The 20,906-nt window shown below is 67.2% G+C and carries 12 protein-coding genes, 2 pseudogenes and 1 riboswitch; of the genes and pseudogenes, 6 read left to right on the top strand and 8 right to left on the bottom strand.

Annotated features, from left to right (window positions below):
• Positions 1 to 6 precede the first annotated feature (6 nt).
• The 4 genes and pseudogenes from EO139_RS03420 to EO139_RS21370 form a co-directional block, all read left to right on the top strand.
• On the top strand, positions 7 to 756 hold the full coding sequence (locus EO139_RS03420) for an IclR family transcriptional regulator (RefSeq protein ID WP_104649878.1): 750 nt from the start codon (positions 7 to 9) through the stop codon (positions 754 to 756).
• Between the two features lie 616 nt (positions 757 to 1,372).
• Positions 1,373 to 1,501: riboswitch (yybP-ykoY riboswitch) on the top strand.
• Positions 1,502 to 1,547: 46 nt separating this feature from the next.
• Positions 1,548 to 2,132 (top strand): manganese efflux pump MntP family protein, encoded by a 585-nt coding sequence (locus tag EO139_RS03415; RefSeq protein ID WP_115678224.1) that lies wholly within the window; start codon positions 1,548 to 1,550, stop codon positions 2,130 to 2,132.
• Positions 2,133 to 2,280: 148 nt separating this feature from the next.
• Positions 2,281 to 2,397: pseudogene (locus tag EO139_RS21375) on the top strand (manganese efflux pump); the annotation flags it as partial.
• 148 nt (positions 2,398 to 2,545) lie between these two features.
• Positions 2,546 to 2,662, top strand: a pseudogene (locus EO139_RS21370) (manganese efflux pump); the annotation flags it as partial.
• A 179-nt stretch (positions 2,663 to 2,841) separates the two neighbouring features.
• Here the strand turns inward: EO139_RS21370 and EO139_RS03410 are convergent.
• The 3 genes from EO139_RS03410 to EO139_RS03400 form a co-directional block, all read right to left on the bottom strand.
• Positions 2,842 to 6,291, bottom strand: coding sequence for a PAS domain-containing hybrid sensor histidine kinase/response regulator (locus EO139_RS03410; protein WP_115678114.1), 3,450 nt, complete (start codon positions 6,289 to 6,291; stop codon positions 2,842 to 2,844).
• Between the two features lie 608 nt (positions 6,292 to 6,899).
• A complete protein-coding gene (locus EO139_RS03405; RefSeq protein ID WP_164739713.1) occupies positions 6,900 to 9,254 on the bottom strand; it encodes an NdvB protein in 2,355 nt (784 codons plus the stop codon).
• Positions 9,255 to 9,316: 62 nt separating this feature from the next.
• The gene (locus tag EO139_RS03400; RefSeq protein WP_126946989.1) at positions 9,317 to 10,699 is read right to left on the bottom strand and encodes an MFS transporter; all 1,383 of its coding nucleotides are present in this window, start codon (positions 10,697 to 10,699) and stop codon (positions 9,317 to 9,319) included.
• A 158-nt stretch (positions 10,700 to 10,857) separates the two neighbouring features.
• Here EO139_RS03400 and EO139_RS03395 point away from each other — a divergent pair, with 158 nt between their 5' ends.
• Both EO139_RS03395 and EO139_RS03385 read left to right on the top strand, forming a co-directional pair.
• Positions 10,858 to 11,442, top strand: coding sequence for a gluconokinase (locus EO139_RS03395; RefSeq protein WP_115678117.1), 585 nt, complete (start codon positions 10,858 to 10,860; stop codon positions 11,440 to 11,442).
• 569 nt (positions 11,443 to 12,011) lie between these two features.
• Complete coding sequence (locus tag EO139_RS03385) at positions 12,012 to 13,742, top strand: PQQ-binding-like beta-propeller repeat protein (protein WP_104649872.1); 1,731 nt, start codon at positions 12,012 to 12,014, stop codon at positions 13,740 to 13,742.
• A 90-nt stretch (positions 13,743 to 13,832) separates the two neighbouring features.
• On the opposite strand, the gene EO139_RS03380 is transcribed toward EO139_RS03385, so the two are convergent.
• The 5 genes from EO139_RS03380 to EO139_RS03360 form a co-directional block, all read right to left on the bottom strand.
• A complete protein-coding gene (locus EO139_RS03380) occupies positions 13,833 to 14,060 on the bottom strand; it encodes a hypothetical protein (RefSeq protein ID WP_164739708.1) in 228 nt (75 codons plus the stop codon).
• Positions 14,041 to 14,490, bottom strand: a complete 450-nt coding sequence (locus tag EO139_RS03375; RefSeq protein ID WP_164739707.1) for a 3-dehydroquinate dehydratase — start codon at positions 14,488 to 14,490, stop codon at positions 14,041 to 14,043. Before EO139_RS03375 ends, EO139_RS03380 begins: the two co-directional genes overlap by 20 nt.
• A gap of 10 nt (positions 14,491 to 14,500) precedes the next feature.
• On the bottom strand, positions 14,501 to 14,935 hold the full coding sequence (locus EO139_RS03370; RefSeq protein ID WP_126946986.1) for a hypothetical protein: 435 nt from the start codon (positions 14,933 to 14,935) through the stop codon (positions 14,501 to 14,503).
• 291 nt (positions 14,936 to 15,226) lie between these two features.
• Complete coding sequence (locus EO139_RS03365) at positions 15,227 to 19,081, bottom strand: translocation/assembly module TamB domain-containing protein (protein ID WP_126969298.1); 3,855 nt, start codon at positions 19,079 to 19,081, stop codon at positions 15,227 to 15,229.
• Positions 19,078 to 20,859 (bottom strand): autotransporter assembly complex family protein, encoded by a 1,782-nt coding sequence (locus EO139_RS03360; protein ID WP_104584372.1) that lies wholly within the window; start codon positions 20,857 to 20,859, stop codon positions 19,078 to 19,080. Before EO139_RS03360 ends, EO139_RS03365 begins: the two co-directional genes overlap by 4 nt.
• Positions 20,860 to 20,906: the final 47 nt, after the last annotated feature.

Below are 20,906 nucleotides of genomic sequence, written 5' to 3'. Positions count from 1 at the left end.
AGACGGATGAGCACCGAACCCGCCAAGTACCGCGCCCCCGCCCTGGACAAGGGCCTGGACATCCTCGAACTGCTCGCCCGCCAGGCGCAGCCGATGAGCATGGGCGCGATCTCGCAGGGCATCGGGCGCTCGCGCGGGGAGATCTTCCGCATGCTGCAGGTGCTGGAGGAGCGCGGCTATCTCACACGCGATGGCGAGGGCGACTATGTGCTGACCAATCGGTTGTTCATGCTTGGCATGCAGCAGCCGCAGGTGCAGAGCATCAGCGAAGCGGCATTGCCGGTGATGCGGCGGCTGGCCGATGCGATCTATCAGCCCTGCCACCTGGTGGCACCGTCCGGCGACCAGATCGTGGTGATCGCGCAGATGGACGTGCCCAGCGACCTGGGCCTGGTGGTGCGCCCGGGCCATCGCCGCCCGCTGACCCATTCCAGTTCGGGGCTGGTGCTGTTCGCGTTCCAGCAGCCGGAGGTGCAGGCGCGCTGGCTGGACATGCTCGACGCCAGCGAGGTGCCGTTCGAGCGTGCGCAGTTCCTGGCGGCCGCCGCGCAGGCGCGCGACGACGGCTATGCCATGCAGCCCAGCGAAGCGGTGGTGGGCGTGGTCGACCTGACCGCACCGATCCTGCAACGCGGCAGCGCGACCTATACGCTGACCGTTCCGTTCATCGCGCGCCGCCCGGAGCTGGTCGGCCCGCACGCGGCGCTGCAGGCCTTGTGTGCGGCGACGGCGGAGATCTCCGCAGCGTTGCTGTAGCCGCGGCTCGGGCTACGCGTTTGCGTCGGCGCTGGTGGTTCCCCGCTGCGCGCTGCTGGCTGCTGGCTCCTGGCGTTCTACCCGCTTCGCGGCTGAGCCTGTGCGTGTAGCGCTGGGTGATTTTTCCGGAGTGCTGCGGCTGCGATGGCAGCCTGGCCATCGCACTTCATCCGACCGGTGTCGCCTGCACCCGCTGCGGCGTCGCAGGCCGCGCACATCGCAGTGTTCCGGAAAGCGGCATCGGTGCATGTTGCTGATCGCTGCATGCCTGCATCGGCGTCCTGAAAGACAGCGGCAAGCCGGCGCCGGCGCATGCACGCACGTCCAGCTACGAAGTTCCATCGCACTGCTTGCGGCACATCCCACATCAGCGGCTTTTTCCCGCGTTTTTCGCTGCCTGCTTCATCGGCAGGGAGACCGTTTTTCAGCATAGCCAAGGCAATCGGGCACAACATCCGACCGGTGGGTGGACCTGCCGTCCGGGCCCTGGCGCCTGGAAACAAGGCAAAAACCCGCGTAAATCCCCGGTCGCAATAGCCACGGCTATAAAGATCAGACCGACCTTCGCGTGCAATGCAGGCGCACCGAACGCGGCCATGCGTTGCTACACTGCGCGCCCCCTTGGGGAGTAGCCTGCTTTCGTCCATCGAAAGCGCCTGCATCAACATACTCGGCCATTGCGCCGTGGTGCAGGCAACCAATCGTGGTTTGGCGAGACCAGCGGCATGCGCGCACAACAACGGTTGGCGCGGGCGCATGTCGTTGCGATCGTGCCCAACCCGAGAATGTCGATGTCCCCGTTTTCCATTGTGTTGATCGGTTTTGCGATGTCCACCGATGCGTTTGCCGCAGCGATCGGCAAGGGCGCGGCCATGCGCAAGCCGCAGTGGCGCGATGCGCTACGGGCCGGTTTGATCTTCGGCAGCATCGAGGCGATCACCCCGGTGATCGGCTGGCTGCTGGGGCGCGCCGCGTCCAGCCACCTGCGTGCGTTCGATCACTGGATTGCCTTCGTGCTGCTCGGCGGCCTGGGCCTGCACATGATTGTGGCCGGCCTGCGCAACGAAGCCGACGAGATTGAAGATGCAGCTGCCGACACGCCAAAACGGCACGGCCTGCTCGCCCTGGCCACCACGGGTTTTGCCACCAGCATCGATGCGATGGCGGTCGGCGTGAGCCTGGCGTTTCTGGACGTGCATATCGGCGTGGTGGCGGTGGTGGTCGGGCTGTGCACCTTCAGCATGGTCACCGCAGGCGTCATGCTGGGCCGCGTGCTCGGCAACCTGATCGGCAAGCGTGCCGAGATCCTCGGTGGCGTGATCCTGGTGATCGTCGGCAGCGTCATCCTCTACGAACACCTCAGCGGCGCCGCGTAGCACGCAGCGTCTGCCGTAGGAGCGCACCCGGGCGCGACGAGGCGTTATCGATAAAGGCCCTCGCGCCCGGGTGCGCTCCTACGATGCAGGGCAGTGCGCTCCGTGCATGACCACCGCAGGCGTCAAGCTGGGCCGCGTATTAGACCGCGTGCTGGGCCGCGCGCTCGGCAACCTGATCGGCAAGCGCGCCGAGATCCTCGGCGGCGTGATCCTGGTGATCGTCGGCAGCGTCAGCCTCTACGAACACCTCAGCGGCGCCGCGTAGCACGCAGCGGTCTGCCGTAGGAGCGCACCCGGGCGCGACAGGCGTTATCGGTAAAGCCCCTCGCGCCCAGGTGCGCTCCTACGATGCAGGGCAGTGCGCTCCGTGCATGACCACCGCAGGCGTCAAGCTGGGCCGCGTATTAGACCGCGTGCTGGGCCGCGTGCTCGGCAACCTGATCGGCAAGCGCGCCGAGATCCTCGGTGGCGTGATCCTGGTGATCGTCGGCAGCGTCATCCTCTACGAACACCTCAGCGGTGCCGCGTAGCACGCAGCAGTCTCCGTAGGAGCGCACCTGGGCGCGACAGGCGTTATCGGTAAAGCCTCTCGCGCCCAGGTGCGCTCCTACGATGCAGGGCAGTGCGCTCCGCGCGCGTCGGCATCGTGGATGTTTACTCGATGCCGACTGCATCGCCGCCTGCCGCGGTGATGGCAGGGATGCACCCGTCAGCGCGTTTTCGCATCGTGATGCGCACTCAGGAACGCGCGTAACGAGGCCGGCTTCACCGGTTTGGTCAGCAGGCGATAGCCACGTTCGCGCGCGAGCTGCTTGAGTTCATCGCGGCCATCGGCGGTGAGCAGCGCGCCGGCAATCGGTGCAGGGGCGGCGGCCTGCAGCGCATCCAGCGTGTCCAGGCCATCGAGCCGGTCGTGCAAGTGGTAATCCACCAGCATCAGGTCCGGTTGCTCGCGCGCGCGTTCCAGCGCTTGATCCACCGTGCTGGCGGTGATCACCTCCACCTGCCAGCGACCGAGCAAGGCACGCATGCCGTCGAGGATCTCGCGGTCGTTGTCCACGCACAGCACGCGCAGGCCCGCCAGCGAATCGCCGCTGGGCAGCGCGCGCGCCACCGCCGCCGGCAGCACCGGTGGCAGCGGCACTGCCGCCACGCGCGGCAGCAGGATCGAGAACATGCTGCCGCGGCCGACCTGGCTGCGCGCGCTCAGGTCGTGGTCGAGCAGGCGCGAGATGCGCTGGCAGATCGACAGGCCCAGCCCCAGACCCTGCTCGCCCCAGTCGAACGGCTGCTGATAGCGGCGGAACTCTTCGAAGATCTGCCGCATGTGGTGCTCGGGAATGCCCGGGCCGGTATCCCACACCTGCAGCTCCACCTGGTCGCCGCGGCCGCGCATGCCCAGCACGATGCGGCCCTGGCGCGTGTAGCGCAGCGCATTGGCCAGGAAGTTCTGCATCACCCGGCGCAGCAGACGGCGGTCGCTGCGCACCCACAGCGGGCGGCTGTGCACCTGCAGCTGCAGGCCGCGGCTGGACGCCACCGGCGCGTATTGCGCGGCCAGTTCGTGCATCAGCGCGCTGGCATCGAAGTCCTCGACCGTGGGCCGCAGGCCGCCGGCATCCAGCCGCGAGACGTCGAGCAGGCCATCGAGCAACTCCTCGGCCGCGCGCAGCGAGGCATCCACGCGCTCGGCCAGATGGCGTTGCTCCTCGTTGTTCTGGTGGCTCTCGCGCAGCGCCGAGGCGAACAGCCGCGCGGCATTGAGCGGCTGCAACACGTCGTGGCTGATCGCAGCCAGAAAGCGCGTCTTGGATTGTTGTGCCAGCTCGGCCTCGCGCGAGCGATCGGCCACGCGCTGTTCCAGGTTCTCGTTGGCGTCCAGCAGCGCACGTTCGGCACGTTTGTAGTCGGTGATGTCGTTGTAGCTGGTGACATAGCCGCCACCGGGCAGCGCCTGGCCACGCATCTCGATCACCTTGCCGTCGCTGCGGGTGCGCTCGAACACATGCGGCGAGCCGGCGCGCATATGGCGGATACGGCGATCGATCTGGTCTTCGATATCGCCCTCGCCCAGCTCGCCGCGCTCGGCGTTGTAGCGGATCAGGTCGGCCACCGGGCGGCCGACATACAGCATGCCGTCCGGATAGCCGAACAGCTGCTGGTAGCGGCGATTCCACGCGGTCAGGCGCATTTCCGGGTCGACCACGCTGACCGCGGCGCTGATGTTTTCCAGCGTGGTGGACAGGATCTCGCGGTTGAAGCGCAACTCCTGGCCGGCTTCGTCCAGCACCGCCACCACCTCGCCCAGGTCCATGCCCGAACCGCGCAACAGGCTGGTCAACACCAGGCGTGCGGAGGCCGCGCCGATCGAGGCGGCCAGCAGGCGCTCGGTGAACTGTACCCAGGCGCGATCGGCCACCACGGTGGGCTGCAGCTCGCGCTCCAGCAGCACCGCCTGGTCGACGAAGGCGCGGTGCGCATGCCGCTCGCCCACCACGCGCTCGGCCAGGGCCTGCAGGTCGGCCACGCGCACATGCCCGGGCCAGTCGCCGGCCACCGCCGGGCGCTGCGCGTACGGGTCCAGGAATGGCGCGGCGCGCAGGCGTTCGTCCACCCCGGGGCGCCAGCGTGCGGAAACCAGCATCATCGCGCCGACATTGATCAGCAGCGACCAGAACGTGCCATGCGCCAGCGGGTCCCAGCCATGCATGCCGAACAGCTGCTGCGGCTGCAACCAGGCGATGCCGAACGGCCCGTCCACCAGCCAGTCCGGCTGCAGCCACCCCGCGCGCGTGGCGGCCGGCAGCAGCAGCGTGTAGATCCAGGTCATGAAGCCCAGCACCATGCCGGTCTCCACGCCCTTGCGGCTGGCGCCGCGCCAGTACAGCCCACCGATCACCCCCGGCGCGAACTGCGCCACTGCCGCAAAGGCCATCAGGCCGTAGGCGGCCAAGGTGGTGTCGTTGGCCACGCTGCGGTGGTAGCCGTAGGCGATCAGCGCCAGCAGCAGGATGGCGACGCGGCGGATCCACAACACCCGCGAGGCCACCGCCGCGCGCGCATCGGCGCTGCCACGGCGGCGCAGCAGCACCGGCATCACCAGGTCGTTGCTGACCATCGTGGCCAACGCGATGCTGGCCACGATCACCATGCCGGTGGCGGCGGAAAACCCGCCCACATACGCCACCAGTGCCAGCACGGTATTGCCCTGGCTCAGCGGCAGCGCCAGCACCACCGCATCGTCGACCACCGTACTGCCCTTGCCGAACAAGGCCACGCCGGCCGATGCGATCGGCACCACCATCGCCGAGATGATCACCAGGTAGGCGCCGAACAACCAGCGCGCGCGCCGGATGTCGCCCACGTCGCTGCATTCGACCACCGCCACATGGAACTGGCGCGGCAGGCAGATCACCGCCAGGAAGCTGAGCAAGGTCTGCGAAATGAAGCCCACCGACGGGGTGTGCTCGAACAAGGTGCGCGCCGAGTCGGCGATGGGCACCTGGTGATCGCTCAGCCACACCCAGGCGAACAGGCCCACCGCGACGATGGCGATCAACTTGATCACCGACTCCAGCGCGATCGCCAGCATCATGCCGCGGTGGTGTTCGGTGGCATCGACCTGGCGGGTGCCGAACAAGGTCGCAAACAAGGCCATCAACAGCGCCACGTACAGCGCCGGATCGGCAAAGATGCCGCGCCCGGCACTGCTATGCCCCGTCAGCACCTCCAGGCTCATCGCCACCGCCTTGTACTGCAGGGCCAGATACGGAACGATGCCGACCAGCGCGATCACCGCCACCAGCGCCGCCAGCCGCCGCGAACGGCCATAGCGCGAGGAAATGAAATCGGCGATGGAAACGGTGTTCTCGGCGCGTGCGATCAGCGCCAGCCGCTCGATGATGCGCCAGCCGAACAGCAGCAACAGCAGCGGGCCCAGGTAGATCGGCAGATAGCCGATGCCGTTGCGCACCGCCGAGCCGACCGCGCCGTAGAAGGTCCACGACGAGCAATACACCGCCAGCGCCAGGCTGTAGACCGCTGGCCGCAGCCACGGCCGCTCCGGGTACAGCGGACGACGGTCACCCCACCACGCCACGCCGAACAGCAGCGCGGCATAGCCGACGGAAACCAGCAGCAGGATCCAGCTTGAGACCAAGGGGCGTTCCTAGGCGGCGCGAGGCGAGCCTGGGAGTTTACGCAGTGGGGAATCGGGATTGGGGGTTGGGGTTCGTGCCGGTCTGGTTGGCGGAGCGTGAAGCGTCAGACGCCCCTCATCCGCCCTTCGGGCACCTTCTCCCGCATGCGGGAGAAGGGAAGGCGGTTGCGGCGTGCGCCGTACGCTTGCCTGAGGAGTGGTGTTGGTGTGGCGATGCATGCGTTTCGTGCTGCCGGGCAGCCGGCCCTTTGAATCAGCCTGTGGCAAGAGGCATTGGGCTAAGGGTCAAGCGCCCCCCATCCGCCCTTCGGGCACCTTCTCCCGCAGACGGGAGAAGGGAGCGCAGTACCGGCTGACGTTGGATGCCGATGCGGCCAACGTGTATCGCTTCGGTTGCGGTGTGCGCCATGCGCTCGCCTGTCGCATCTCCGGCCCACCCACTCAGGCAGCCGGCAGGGACGTCTGCCGCATGGCGGTACGAGGATGTGCACGGTCGGGCGACGATGCGCCGTTGTCGCGATCAGGCGATGATGCAGCGGCCACCCGGTGGTGGCCCGCCCCCCTCTCCCGCCTGCGGGAGAGGGTGCCCGAAGGGCGCGTGAGGGCCGTCAGCCCGGCAGGCGCACCTGCACCCGATACGTACGGCCGGCGACGATGCCGTGCACACGCTGGTCCGGGCAAGCGGCTCCATCCACGTCAACGTCTACCTGCGTGCGTCCCGGCTCACGTGTCAGCGTCACCTCGAACTGCGCGCCGCGGAACTGGCGCGTCACCTGCGCGTGCGGCCAGTGCGTGGGCAGCTGCGGGCGGATCGCCAATGCGTCGCCCTCGCCGACCAGGCCGAACAGGCCTTCGAGCACGCAGCGATACACCCAGGCCACCGTGCCGGTGTTGAACAGCTGGCTGGACCGCCCGGCCGTGCGCGGATATTGATGCCAGGCGCCGCGATAGTAATTGGGCAACGACACCGGCAGATGGCCGCGCTGCAGCACGTCCTCGCGGGTGGGGCCGGGCAGCATTGCGCGCAGGATCTCCCAGGCGCGGTCGGCTTCGCCAATCTGGTACAGGCTGTACAGGTAGAACGCCACCGCATGGTTGTAGACCGCGCCATTTTCCGCGGCCCCCGGCCACTTCTGCGTCAACCGGCCCACGTCGTCGCGCATATGCGTATACGCCGGGGCCAGCATCACCGGCCCGTACGGCGTATGCAGCTGGTCGCGCACCGCCTCCAGCAAGGCGTCGCGCTGCGCGGCATCGGCGGTGCCGGCCAGCAGCGCAAAGCTCTGCGGATTGAGATAGATGCGTCCTTCCTCATCGTCGGCGATGCCGAAGCGCACGCCGTCGTCGGTGATGCCGCGCGCGTACCAGTTGCCGTCCCACAGTTCCCGATTGGCATCGGCGTTGACCGTCTGCACGGCCTGCGCAAACGTTTCTGCCTGCGCGCTTCGCCCATGCGCTGCACAGATGCCCGACCACAGCCGCAGTGCATACGCGGTGGCCACGGTGAGCCAGCCGGACACGCCCTTGCCGCGCCAGCCGACCATGTTCATCGGGTCGTTCCAGTCACCCTGGGCGATGAAACTCAGGCCGCGGGCGTCGCGTGCGTCCAGCAACCATTGCATGGCCGCATCCAGGCGCTCGGCCACACTCAGTGCCTGCCCGTCCTGCGTGCGGACCACCGCGTCGAGCACGCTGGCATCGCCGGTTTCGGCCAGATAGGCGCTCAGGAAGATCGGCAACCACACGCAGTGGTCGGTATGCGGCACCTGGTTGATGTATTTCAGCTCGGCGCCTTCCACCAGCAGGATGCCGTCCGGCATCGCACCGCTGGGTTCCTGCTGCGAGAGCGCGTGCAGCAACGCCGCGCGTGCGGTGGCCGGCTGCAGGTAGGCCATGCCCATGTGGTCCTGCAGATAGTTGCGCGTCTGCGGATCGGTGGTCAGGCGATTGACGTCGCCGTGATAGAACACCTGCCGCGGCAACCAATGATTGACCAGGTTGTCCAGGGCCGGATCGGGCGTGGCGATCTGCACGCAGCCCTGCCCACCCTGCAGATACTGCGCGTAGTCGCGCGCGGCGGCAGCAAAGCCGGCTTCGGACAGATAGCGCGCACGCAGCGCGGCGATCTCCGCATCGTCCTTGGCCGGCCCGAACGCGAAGCGATACACGCTGGCCGCATCGGCATCCAACGTCAGCCGGTACTGCAACGCGGCGGCCGGGTTCTCGTAGTGCGCCTGGCTATTGCCCAGCTGCTCGGCCTGGATGGCCGAGGGCGCATGCAGGCCACCCTCGCCTTCGAAGGCCGCCTGCTGCGCGTCCCAGGCCACCGGCGGCTGCTCGTGCAGCAGGAAGGTGCAGTCCTTGAAATCACGCTGGCGGAAATAATCCTGCACCTTCTGATACGGCGTCACGCTACGGCAGACGATGCCGCCCAGCGCCGGCTCGTAGGCGCCGCCCTGATGCATCCACGACATGTAGCCGATGGGAAAATACGGATACAGGCTGAGCCGGCGCGTGCGGCCGGACAGGTTATGCACGCGGCACTCCCACAGCTCCACCGCATCGTCGGTGGGCAACGCCACGCACAGCTCCACCACGATGCCGTCATGGCGCACCCGCCAGCGCACATCGTGCTTGCCGGCGGAAAACGCGAACTGCTCCGGCGGCGCGCGTACCGGTTCGTGCGGCACCGAATACAATGCGCCGCTGTCTTCGTCCTTGAGATAGAAGAAGCGCCCGGGATGATGCGCGTAGTAGGGCTGCTCGGGCATCATGAAGTTGCGCGCCTCCAGCAGTGGCGCATGGGCGTACTTGGCCGGCTCCGGCTGCATGAACTGCCCGGTGGCGTAACCACGGCAGGTGAGCTGCAGCATCATGCGGCGGTTCCACAGGAATGCGCCCGCGTTCGGCATCGCAGTGGGGCTGTAGAGCGCATACCGCGTGCCGTCGGCGCTGGGCGCCAGCAACGCGGACAGATCGTCGTTGGACGTGGTGCTGGAATCAGCCTGGCAAAGTGCGGACACGGTCAGCGGTGCTCCTGTTCGTCGCGCTTGCGCGCGGCCAGTTCGTGTTGGATGCGGCGCAACAAGCCGTCATCGAGTGGATAGAAACGCATGGTCCAGGCCGCCAGCAGCGCCACCGCGCCCGGGATCACCGTCAGCAGCAGCACGATGCCGGTCAACGACCCGGCCGACTGTGCGCTGTTGGCCACATAGCCCATGCCCGCCAGCACCCAGGCGATGCCGGCCGACGCCAGCGCGCCACCGAGCTTTTGCGAGAAGGTTGCGGCGGCAAAGGTCATCGCGGTGGCGCGCCGGCCGGTGCGCCACTCGGTGTAGTCGGCGCTGTCGGCATACATCGAAAAGGCCAGCGGCGACTTCGGCCCCAGCGCCAGCCCGATCAACATGTTCAACCCGAAGATCGCCCACACCGCATCGGCAGGAATGAAGAACATCAGGCAGCTCAACACGCCCACCATCGCCATCAGCGCGGTCATCAACTGGCGCTTGTCCCAATGCCGTGTCAGCAGCGGCGTGATTGCCGCGCCCACCGCCAAGGACACCGAATAGCCGCCCAGGAACAGCCCGGTCAGCTCCGGCCGCTGCACGTAGTACTTGAGGTAATACACGCCCGCACCGCCGCGCATGACAATGGTGATCATGATGATCAACGACAGCACGAACAGCACGCACCAGGGTTTGTTCTGCAGCAGGTCGGCGATGTCCCGGCGGACCGGCGTGCGCTGTTGCGGCGGTGGCTGCACGCGCTCGCGCGTGGTCAGCGCCACGGTCACGAACAGCGCCACCGCCACCGCGCCGTACAGCATCATCGTGCGCTGCCAGCCCAGCGCATCGTTGCCGGCACCGAGCCACGCCACCAGGTCCAGGGTGCAGTAATTGACCAGCGTGGTGCCGGCGAACGCGGCGATGAAGCGCAGGCTGATCAAGCTGGTGCGCTGGCTGCTGTCGGCGGTGATCACGCCCGACAATGCCGAGTACGGAATGCTCACCACGGTGTAGGCCAGCATCATCACCAGGAAGCTGATCGTGGCCCACCACATGCGCCCGTTCTGGTCCAGCGCAGGCGTGGTGTAGGCCAGCACACCGGTCACCGCCATCGGCACCGCGCCCCACAACAGATACGGGCGGAACTTGCCCCAGCGGCTGCGCGTGCGATCGGCCAATGCCCCCATCGCCGGATCGGCGATCGCATCGGCGATCTTGGTCAACAGGATCATCGTGCCCACGGCCGCTGCCGGCAGATGCATGGTGTCGGTGTAGAAGATCAGCAAGAACGCGGAGATGTTGGCCCAGTACAGATTCAGGCCCAGATCGCCGGCGCCGTAGCCCAGCTTTTCGCGCCAGCGCAGGCGCGCCGATGCAGGAGACGGTGCAGGCGATGACGGCATCGGCAGACCCTGGAGTGCGTTGAACCCGGCCGAGCGCGCCGTTACGCTGGGCGGCCCGCTCACCTGGCGAGGAGCGCCGACGCTACACCACGCATCGGCTGCCGCCAACGTGAAATCCGGCAAAATGCCGAATCGCTCCGGAGATATAACCTGACGTGATGGACACCGCAGCCCCCGCTACACCCGCGTCCGCTTCGCCCCTGGCCATCGTGGTGATGGGCGTTTCCGGCAGCGGCAAGACCACCATCGCGCAGGCCCTGGCAGCGCATTACGGCTACCGTTTTCTGGACGCCGACGATTACCACAGCGTGGCCGCACGCGCGCAGATGGCCGCAGGCCAACCGCTCACCGATGCGATGCGCTTGCCGTGGGTGGAGTTGCTGGCGGCCACCTTGCGCGACTGCGTCCAGGCCGGCGAGTCGGTGGTGCTCGCGTTCTCGGGCTTGCGCGGCACGCATCGTCAATTGCTGCGCCGCAGCGGCATTCCGCTGCGCTTCGTGTTCCTGCACGCGGCCCCGCATGTGATCGCCGCACGCCTGAGCGCGCGCGCCGGCCATTTCATGCCGGCCAGCCTGCTCGACAGCCAGTTGCAGACACTGGAATTGCCGCTGGACGAAGCCGACGTGGTATCGGTGGATGTGGACGCCACGGTGGCGGAGGTGGTGCAGGATGCGATCGCGCAGTTGGCGCTGATCGCTCCCAATGCGGCGCACAGCGTCGCGCCCTCGCCTCAAAGCGCCTGACGTAAAAGATAACGCAGCCCTGCATGGCTGTTCCCTTCTCCCTCCGGGAGAAGGTGCCCCGAAGGGGCGGATGAGGGTAGCTGCGAAGCCACGCAATCCAGTCTCTCGTGTGGCATCGCCCCGTACCCTCACCCCAATCCCTGCTCCGCGCCCCGGCCCGCGTTTGCGACGCGGGCGCTCCAAGGCACGCGCGCCAGTGGCGCGCAAGCAATGCCTTCTCGCCCCCAGGGGGAGGGGCGCTGTTCAACACCGTGACCAACCTGACAAGGTGGCGCAAAATTTCCTGGTTACTTTTTGCAGACCATTGATTTGCAGGCGATACGCCGGTCTGGCGGCCAATCATTTTTCCTATCGCGGCTGATGCAGATAGTGATGAATCATCAGTATTTGTGCGAATACCGAACAGGCTGAACGCAAATTTTGCGAGCTGGTCGTACCAGATGCGAACGGACCCGACCGTTGAATGAATGCAGCGACATGCGTGTGTTGCATGGTCTCGCCGATCGGCCATCTTCACTCGGCAGATCCGGGGGGATCCAGCGCTTCCTTCCATCTATGGACATGCCGTGATGACACATTCAATTCGCCGCTTGCGATTTCGCAGTTTGACGCTCGTTCCCTGCCTGCTTGCCAGCGCAGTGGCTTTCGCCCAGCCCGGCCCCGCAACCGCACAACAGCCGGTGTCGTCCCTGGATACCCAGGCCTTCGCAGGCTCCAGCCAGATCTGGCGCAGCTTCGGCAAAGACCTTCCGTTCGCCAGCCCCACCAGCTGGACCACCGCTGGCGGCGGCTACTTGAACCAGCGCTTCGCGCCGGGCGAGTGGAAGATCAACCGCACCACCGTCAAGGGCCTCGTCCCGGCGTGGACCCTGACCACCACCGGCGACATCTCGGCCACGCCGAGCGTGGAAGGTGGCACGTTGTACGTGCCCGACTGGGGCGGCACGCTGTATAGCGTCGACACCCAGACCGGCAAGCCGAACTGGCAGGCCAAGCTGTCCGACTACACCGGCAATGCCAACTCGGTGACGCGCAACACTCCGGCCATCAGCGCCAACAGCATCATCGTCGGCGACCAGGCCGCCGGTACCGTGCTGGCCATCGACAAGAAGACCGGCAAGCTGCTGTGGAAGACCACCGCCGAAGCCAACCCGCAGGCGCGCATCACCTCCTCGCCGGTGATCTACGGCAACCGCATTTACGTGGGCATTTCCTCCGGCGACTGGGGCAACCTGGATTCGACCCACACCTTTAGTTTCCGTGGCAGCGTGGTGGCCCTGGATCTGAGTACCGGCAAGAAGGTGTGGCAGTTCTACAACGTGCCCGAGGGGTATACCGGCGCATCGGTGTGGGGCCAGGTGGCGATCGATCCGATCAGCCGCCGCCTGTATTTCGGCACCGGCAACAACTACAACATTCCCGCCAGCGTGGGTAACTGCGTCTCCAACGCGCGCTCCTACCGCGGCAGCGAACTCACCGTGCAGGACGAACTGGCGTGCATGGCCCCGGACAACTACGTCGACTCGGTGGTCTCGTTGAATCTGGACACCGGCAAGCTGGTCTGGGCCGACCGTGCACAAGGCTACGACGCCTGGAACCTGTCGTGCATCGTGGCGCCCACCAATGGCCTGTGCCCGAACACCCAGGCAACCAACCTGACCGGTCCTGATTACGACTTCGGCGGTGCCGGCGTGCAGCTGTTCACCGTATGGCGCGACGGCAAGGCGCAGCAACTGGTCGGCGCAGGGCAGAAGAGCGGCATCTACTGGGCCTTCGACGCCAAGACCGGTGCCAAGGTGTGGTCGACCCAGGTCGGCCCCGGCGGCACCACCGGCGGCGTCGAGTGGGGCACTGCGTTCGACCCGTACAAGTCGCAGGTCTATGTGGCCATCAACAACAGCACCAACGCCACCTATACGCTGGGACCGGCGAACACCCAGAGCCACAATGGCGGCTCGTGGGCCGCGCTGGATGCCGCCACCGGCAAGATCAAGTGGCAGGTCAAGGTGCCCGGCATCAACCGCGTGAATCCGAACGTCCCGGCCGGTGGCCAGGGCTCGCTGACGGTGTCGCCGAACCTGCTCTACGCCGGGTCGATGGCCGGCAACATGGTCGCCCTGGATGCCGACACCGGCGCCACGCTGTGGAATCACGACGCCACCGGCTCGGTGATCAGCTCGCCGGCCATCGTGGACGGTGCGCTGTACTGGGGCGCCGGCTACGGCCGCTTCAACTTCGGCACGGCGGCGACGGCCAACCAGCTGACCAAGTTCGTGCCGGAGGCCAGCCCGGCCAAGTAAGCCTCAACCCGGGTGATCTGCGTCGAACGACGCGCAATCACCGCAGGACAACGACGCCACCTTCCGGTGGCGTCGTTGTGTGTCACGCCGCTACAGCCGCGTGACCTGGCACAAGCGGATCTGCCCCGCTTCCAGCCCGTGCGCCTCGGCCGCGCGGCGGCGCAACGCGGTGACCAGTCCGGCGGCATCCAGCACGCCATCGGCGGGCACCTCCACGCTGTGGGCCAGCTGCCCCCACAGCACCGGCCGACCGTCGCAATAGCCCTCGTAGTCGGCGAAGTAATGCAGCTGGCGTAGCTCAGGTACCGACGTGGACATCGCCCTGGATCTCCGTGCAGCCCAGATGTTCCAACGCGATCTCCAGCCCGAGCAGATAGCTCTGCGCGCAGTAGCCGCGCACCGTCGCGATGCGTTGCCCGAAACCTTCCGGCAGGCAACGCTCCGGCCGGTCCACGCTATCGTCGTGGGCCTCCACGAACGGATACGGCAACGCGCCCAGCACACGATGCAGGCGCGCACTGTCCACGCAGCTGCCCGGATCGATCAACGCGATTTCCATCCGCGCCTGCCCGGCCACCCGCAGGGCATCCAGCAGCTCCTGCTCCGACCCGCAGGCACGCAGCGCCACGGTCTTGCCCGCATCGCCCGCGCACGCCACCAGTTGGCGGATCACCGCCCGCGGCAACGGCTGCGGCCCACGCACCAGCGGCAACGATGCCTCCGGACCACGCACGATCATGATCGACATGGCGGCCTCCTCAGGCAGCGGCGCGCAACGGCGCGCACAGGGACGGCAGGCAGCGCGCGGCAATCCCCAACGACATCGCATAGGCGCGCGGCGCGTCGCGCGGCGTGATCACCACCGCCAGCGGCGCATGCTGCGGATGCAGCCACGGCTCCAGCTCCTGGTCGGCATCGGTATGCAGCTCGATGTAGGGCGTGTGCAGCGCATCCAATGCCGCACGCAATGCCGTCGCATGCACCTGCGCACGCGCGGACGGCGCCAGATCACCCGAATCCAGCAGCACCAGCTCCACCTCGGCGTCGCCACCGGCCGCCTGCAAGCCGGCAATCAAGCCGTCGACATCGGCGCACGCCAGCGTGCGCAACGCACGGCCGGCACACTCGGGCAGCTGCAGCGGCGCCAGCTGCGCCGGATCGGCCTGCGGACCTTGCAAAATCAGGATACACATCGTGTTGGACTCAACGCACCACAGTGCGGGAGTGCCAAGGTAGGCCTGCCGGGCATAAAGGGGCTATTTGCGCGCTGGTGCGCCGGCATAAAAAGTGCGTAATGCCTGCGCGATGCCGGTGTGCCGCGCCCGGCGACGCGGCAGAAGAGGTTGTAGATAAAACTGCAGCGCTCAACCTGGCGATGCCTCACGCATGGCCGAACATCCCTCGATATCCGCATTGCGCCAAGCCCAAACCTGACACATGCGGCGCCACGCGCACCACGTGATGCACTGGTGCGCGATTGGCTGTTACTTCTCCCGCCGCCAGTTCACCGAGCCCTTGGTCTCCACCGTGCTGGATTCGGCTTCGATGTCGAAGCCGCGGCTGAGCAGGTATTTCAGCGTCAGGACCGAGCCGCTGCCGACCATCGAGACGCCGTAGCCGACGTAGAGTTTCGGCGAGAGGTACTTGCCGAAGCCCACCACCGAGCCGACGGTGCTGGATTCGCTCACGCCGGCTTCGTCCAGGCCGAGCTTGGCGCCGATCTGCGAGGCGATCAGGCTGCTGCCGGCCGACAAGGCGGCCGAGGCGGCGCTGACCTGCTGGGTTTCGTCGCTACTGGCAGTGGACAGGCCGCGGCCGAGCACCAGGTAGGACAGCGCTTCGGATTGCGACATCGCCGGCTCGGACCACACGTCGGCACGCGGCGATTCGGCGCGGCCGCTGACGTCGATACCGGCGGTGACATCGCCGACCTTGCGTTCGGCGCGCAGGCTCACGCGCGGGTCGGAGACGATGTTGTTGTTCCAGGTCAGCTGGCCGCGGCTGATGGTCAGATCCTGGCCATAGGCCTTGTAGCGGCCGCGCACGTCCAGCCCGCCGTTGGCGGTCATCTCGCGGCCCGGGCGCGCGCGGATCTGCATCTGCCCGCTCAGTCCGCCCTTCAGGCCGAAGCCGCTCATGTTGACCTTGTCGCCCAGCACGATGGCCAGGTCCATATCCAGCGGTGAGGCCGGCGCTTCTTCCGGGTCCACCGGGTCCAGCACCACCACGTCCTCGGACACCGAGGTGCCGCGATCCAGGCGTTCCAGGTCGATATCGGCTTCGGGCACGGTGACCTTGCCGCGCAGTTGCATGGTGTTGTCGGTGATGCCGAACTGCATGTCCGGGTTGGCGATGATGCGCAACTCGCTGGTGTTGTAGGCCAGCACGTTCTGGCCGCGGATATTGAGCAGCAACGGCGTGCTGGTGCCGAACCACGACAGCCCGCCATCGATGTTGAGTGTGCCTTCGCCGGACTTGGCCGATGCGGTGATCTTGGCCGAGCCATCCGGTAGCGCGTCGAAGCGGCCCTTGCCCTCGCTCAGGGTCAGGCCCATCGACGGATATTCGGCCGTGAAGTTGCTCAAGGTGGCATCGCCGCCCAGCAGCGGTTTGTCGCGGGTGCCGCGCAGGCTCACATGGCCTTCGACCAGGCCCTTGGGCTGCACCACATCGGCCACCACCAGCTCCAGCCAGTACAGTCGCGACATATTGAGATACAGCTCGCCGTTGAGCGGCGCGTACGCATCCCAGCCGGTGTTGAACTTGGCATCGACAAAGCCGGCGCCCTGGAAGCCGATACCCAGCTTGGCCTGGATCTGCTGCGGGGTGAAATCGGCCTGCACGCTGAACTGGTCGTAGCGCAGCAACTCGCCGCGGTTGGGATTGCCGGCCACCGCCGCGTAGCGGGTTTCGCCCAGGCGGATGCCGCCTTCGGGCGAGGCGATGCGGAACGAGCCTTCCCAGGCATTGCCGCGCGGCTTGAAGCTGCCATCGAGCGCCAGCTCGCCGCGCAGATAGATCTGCCGCCCCTCCTGCTTGGGCAGCCACGGCTGCACCAGCGACAGCGGCAGTGCATCGCCGTGCACCACCATGCCCTCGCGCGGCCAGTTGGCGCTGGCGCACAGCGCGCCACCGGTGGCTGCGCCCAGGCAGGTGTCTGACAGCGTAAACGCGGCGCCATCGGTGCTGAACTGCGCCGGCTGGCGCAACGCCCAGGCATCGCCCTTGGCCGGTGCGATCCGCAGCGTGGCGACCTGGCCCTGCCAACGCTCGCCATTGCGACGGACATCGCCCTGCAGCGCGAGGTTGGCCATGCTGTTGGCGATCTCGGCATCCAGGCGCAGCGCTTCCACCGCGCCGCGTGCCTGCACGCGCACGCTGTCCAGCACCACGCCGGCTTCGATCGCCGTGCCCTGCAGGGCCAGTTGCCCGTCGCTGCCGCGCCACGGCAGGCGTCCACGCAGGCTGATGCTCTGCGCGCTGTAGTCGTTCCAGCGCAGGCCACTGCCGGCGATGTCTGCGGTGATGTCCGGGGCATCGCGCTTGCCGCTGACCTGCAGCTGCCCGCGCACCGTGCCGGTGGCGCCGGGCAGGACATCGTCCAGCTGCAGCGGCTGCAGTTGCGCGGCAATATCGAGCTGGTCGCCGACCTTGCCCTTGGCGTTGATGCGGCTATTGCCCAGCGACAGCTGCAATTCGCCTTCGCCCTGTTCGCCACGCAAGGCGAACTTGCCGTTGGCCGACAGCGCGCGCTGACGCAACTGGCCGCTCAGGGTCGGGATATCCGCCGTGGCTTCGAAGCCCGGCGATACGCCGCCGGCCGGCGCCGGCAGCTGGCGGCCCTTGGAAGCGACCTTGCCGGAGAGATTGCCGTTCCAGCCCGGCGCAAAATAGCCCGGGTCGAACTTGGCCAGCTGGGCGGTGACATCCCATTCCAGCTCCGGGGTCCAGCCCACTTCGCCGGTGAGATCCAGCGAGCCGCCCGGGGTCTTGGCCTGCACCTGCTTGAGCTGGGCGCGCTGATCGTTGCCGCGGCTGTCGAACACCAGCGCGGCCTGCTGCCCGTCGCGCTCCAGCGTGGCGCGGCCGATCGCCGCCCATGCCTTCAGGGTGCCGGCCACGCCCAGACGCGCATCGACCAGTTCCACCGGCACCACCGGCGCATCGGGGGTGGCCGGGTCCGGCGTCGGGGTGAAGCGCAGGCCGCTGGCATTGACCGCGAAGCGGAAGCTCGGATTCTGCGTATCGCGGAAATCGGCAGTGCCACGCAACTGCGCGCGGCCTTCGAAGGCATCGATCACCAACGGCTCGACGGTGATGACCTGGTCCAGCAGGCTGATATGCGAGGGCTGCAAGCTGGCGCTCAACTCGCCCTGCTTGACGCTGCCTTGCAGGTCGGCGTTGCCGCCCTTGCCGGAGGCCTGCAGGTTCAGCGCGATCGGTGTGGCCGGGGCGGCGTACTGCCCATTGGTGGCCGGCATCAGCAGCGAGGTATCCAGCGCCTCGGTGACGGCCTTGAAGGTCCAGGTCGGATCATCGCGCCCGGTGAACACCAGGCTGGCCTGCAGTGGTGCCGGCGCGCGGCCGGCGATGGCCACTTCCATCTTGTCCAGATCGCCGCGTGCCACCAGCCCCAGGCTGGCCGGGGTGCGCCCACGTGCGGCCGGCAGCACCGCGGTGGCGGTGAGGTCGGCGCGGTAATCGTCGTTGGGCACGTAGTCGCCGTGCAGGCGGAAGTCGCCCATGTCGGTATCGACCACCAGATTGCGCGTGCGCAGTTCGCCGGTGGCCACTTCCAGCCCGCCCTGCACCTTGTGCAGGACGATCATCGGCTGCTGCAGCTGGGTGATGCGCAGGTTCTCCACGTCGATCTTGTCGGCCTGGATCGCCAGCGGCACGTTGATCTGCGGCAGCGACTCGGGCCAGCTCGGCAGGGTGAACGGCTCATCGCTCTTACCCAGATTCAAGGTGGCATTGCTGACCTGCACGGCATCCAGCTGCAGCTTGCGCCCGAGCAATGGGCGCAGGTCCGGTTCCAGATACACGCGCTCGGCGGTGAAGTGGATGTCCTGATACCGGAAATCGACATCGCGCAAGGTCAGCGGGCCGGCCACCGGGCCTTCGACCTTGCCGTAGGTGAAGCTGGCACCGACCGGCAGGCGCGCGGTGACCTGGGCGAGCAATACATCGCGCCCGGCCACGGTCTGCAGCAGCCAGTACACCGCGATCAGGGCCAGCAACACCAGCCCCAGCAAGGTCAGCCCGGAGCCGACCCAGAACCGGCGGCGGCGGTAGAAACGCGCGCGGCGCGGTGCGGGGGGCGGCGTCGGTGTGCTCACAGGTTGGCCCCGATATCGATATAGAGCTGGAACTGCGAGTCGGGATCGTTCAAGCCATGCGCGATGTCCACGCGCACCGGGCCCACCGGCGAGCGCCAGCGCAGACCGAAGCCGATGCCTGTGTGCCAGTCGGGCGTGTCGTCGAACGCGCTGCCGCTATCGACGAACACCGCGCCGCCCCAGGGGCCGCCCTTGAGGTAATGCTCGTATTCGGCGCTGGCGGTGACCACGTTCTTGGCACCGAGCGCGAATTCGTCCGGCTTGGGCGTGCGCGGGCCGACTTCGCGGAAGGCATAGCCGCGGATGCTGTTGGCGCCACCGGCAAAGAAGCGCAGGCTCGGCGGCATCGCCACCAGATCGCTGGTCCAGGTGGTGCCGCCTTCGCCGCGCAGGATCACCCGGCCATTGTCGCCGGCGCCCAGGAACCAGCGCAGCTGGCCATAGAGCTGGCCGAAATTGGTGTCCGAGCCGGCGCCTTCGGCACCGCCGCGGATGAAGGCCTGCCCGGACACGCCGCTGCGCGGGAACAGGCGGTCGTCGACATTGACGTAGTTCACTTGCAACTGCGGATAGATCAGCGTGGAGGTTTCATACACCGCGCCTTCGAAGTCGTCACCGCTGCTGAAACGCCAGCGCTCGCGCAAGGCATTGATCGAAGCGATCGCACTCCAGCGCTCGTTGATCTGGCCGCTGCGGCTGCCGGTGAGTTTGACGTTGCGCAGGTCGATGTATTCGGTCTGCTCGTCATAGAGCCGCGCCGAGGCGGTGTACCAGCCATCCAGCCAGCGGAACGCCGGCACGCGATAGCTGGTGGTCAGGCTCTTTCGGTTTTGCGCGTAATCCAGCTGCGTGTCCATCTTGTGGCCGCGCGAATTGACATAACGCCGCTCCACCCCGCCACGCACACCGGCACCGCTCTCGCTGCCGTAGCTCAGGCCGGAGGTGTAGACGGTGCGCTTGGCGCGGGTGAGCTTCACATCCACCGGCACCCGGCCCTGGTCGTCGGCTTCTTCCGGCTTGGGCTGGATATCGATGGTGCTGAAGTAATCCAGCTTGGTCAGCGACTCGCGCAGGCGATCCAGCTTGCCTTCGTGGTAGTAGCTGCCCTCGTCCCAATACACCAACGGCTCGAACAGGCCCGGACGGAAGTAGTCGTAGTCGAAGCGCACCTTGCCCATGTCGTAGCGGCGGCCGCTATCCCAGTTCAGATCGATATCGGCAGCGTGCTCGGCGCGCGTCACCGCGACGCGGCGCTGGGTGAAGTCGGCATCGAAGTAGCCACGCTCGGCCAGCCGACGGGTGATGCGCACCTTGCTCGCTTCGTATTGCGGGTGGCTGAAGACCTGGCCTTCGCGCGGTTCGAACTGCTTGAGATCCTGGCCCAGGTAACGGTCCTGCTCGGCCCAGCCGGTGATGGAGATATGCGACTGCCGCACGCGCACCGGCTCGCCGCGCTCCACGGTGATCACTACCGTCACCTTGTCGCCGCTGCGCGGCGCGGCCAGATCGATGGTCGGCGAGTAGTAGCCGAACGGTTCCAGCGCCTCGCGCGTCTGCCGTTCGGCCTGCGCCAGCAGATACTCCAGTCGCGACTCGCCCTGCTCCTTGCCCACGGCCTCATACAGAGACAGGGAGACCTCGATGTTCTCGATCATCTCGGCGTCGGCGTCGTCGTCCAGGCCCTTGATTTCGATCTTGTCGATGGTGGCCCGGGCAACCGCTTGCAGCGGAACGAGCAGAGTGCACAGCAGGGAGAGAGCAAACGCGACTTTAAGCATCTACAAAGGATACCTAGCCTAGGCGTGAAGGGACAAAAAATCTAAAC

Source organism: Xanthomonas sp. BRIP62411 (genome assembly GCF_003993525.1).
GTDB classification, from domain to species: Bacteria; Pseudomonadota; Gammaproteobacteria; order Xanthomonadales; family Xanthomonadaceae; genus Xanthomonas; species Xanthomonas euroxanthea.
The sequence above is the reverse complement of the archived record's forward strand: the minus strand, read 5'-3'. Positions and strand labels throughout refer to the sequence as shown.

Coding starts and splice junctions, on each gene's coding strand:
- EO139_RS03375 (WP_164739707.1), bottom strand. CDS start 14,490: ATGTCGATCATGATCGTGCGTGGTCCGGAGGCATCGTTGCCGCTGGTG.
- EO139_RS03400 (WP_126946989.1), bottom strand. CDS start 10,699: ATGCCGTCATCGCCTGCACCGTCTCCTGCATCGGCGCGCCTGCGCTGG.
- EO139_RS03420 (WP_104649878.1), top strand. CDS start 7: ATGAGCACCGAACCCGCCAAGTACCGCGCCCCCGCCCTGGACAAGGGC.
- EO139_RS03385 (WP_104649872.1), top strand. CDS start 12,012: ATGACACATTCAATTCGCCGCTTGCGATTTCGCAGTTTGACGCTCGTT.
- EO139_RS03380 (WP_164739708.1), bottom strand. CDS start 14,060: ATGTCCACGTCGGTACCTGAGCTACGCCAGCTGCATTACTTCGCCGAC.
- EO139_RS03360 (WP_104584372.1), bottom strand. CDS start 20,859: ATGCTTAAAGTCGCGTTTGCTCTCTCCCTGCTGTGCACTCTGCTCGTT.
- EO139_RS03370 (WP_126946986.1), bottom strand. CDS start 14,935: ATGTGTATCCTGATTTTGCAAGGTCCGCAGGCCGATCCGGCGCAGCTG.
- EO139_RS03395 (WP_115678117.1), top strand. CDS start 10,858: ATGGACACCGCAGCCCCCGCTACACCCGCGTCCGCTTCGCCCCTGGCC.
- EO139_RS03415 (WP_115678224.1), top strand. CDS start 1,548: ATGTCCCCGTTTTCCATTGTGTTGATCGGTTTTGCGATGTCCACCGAT.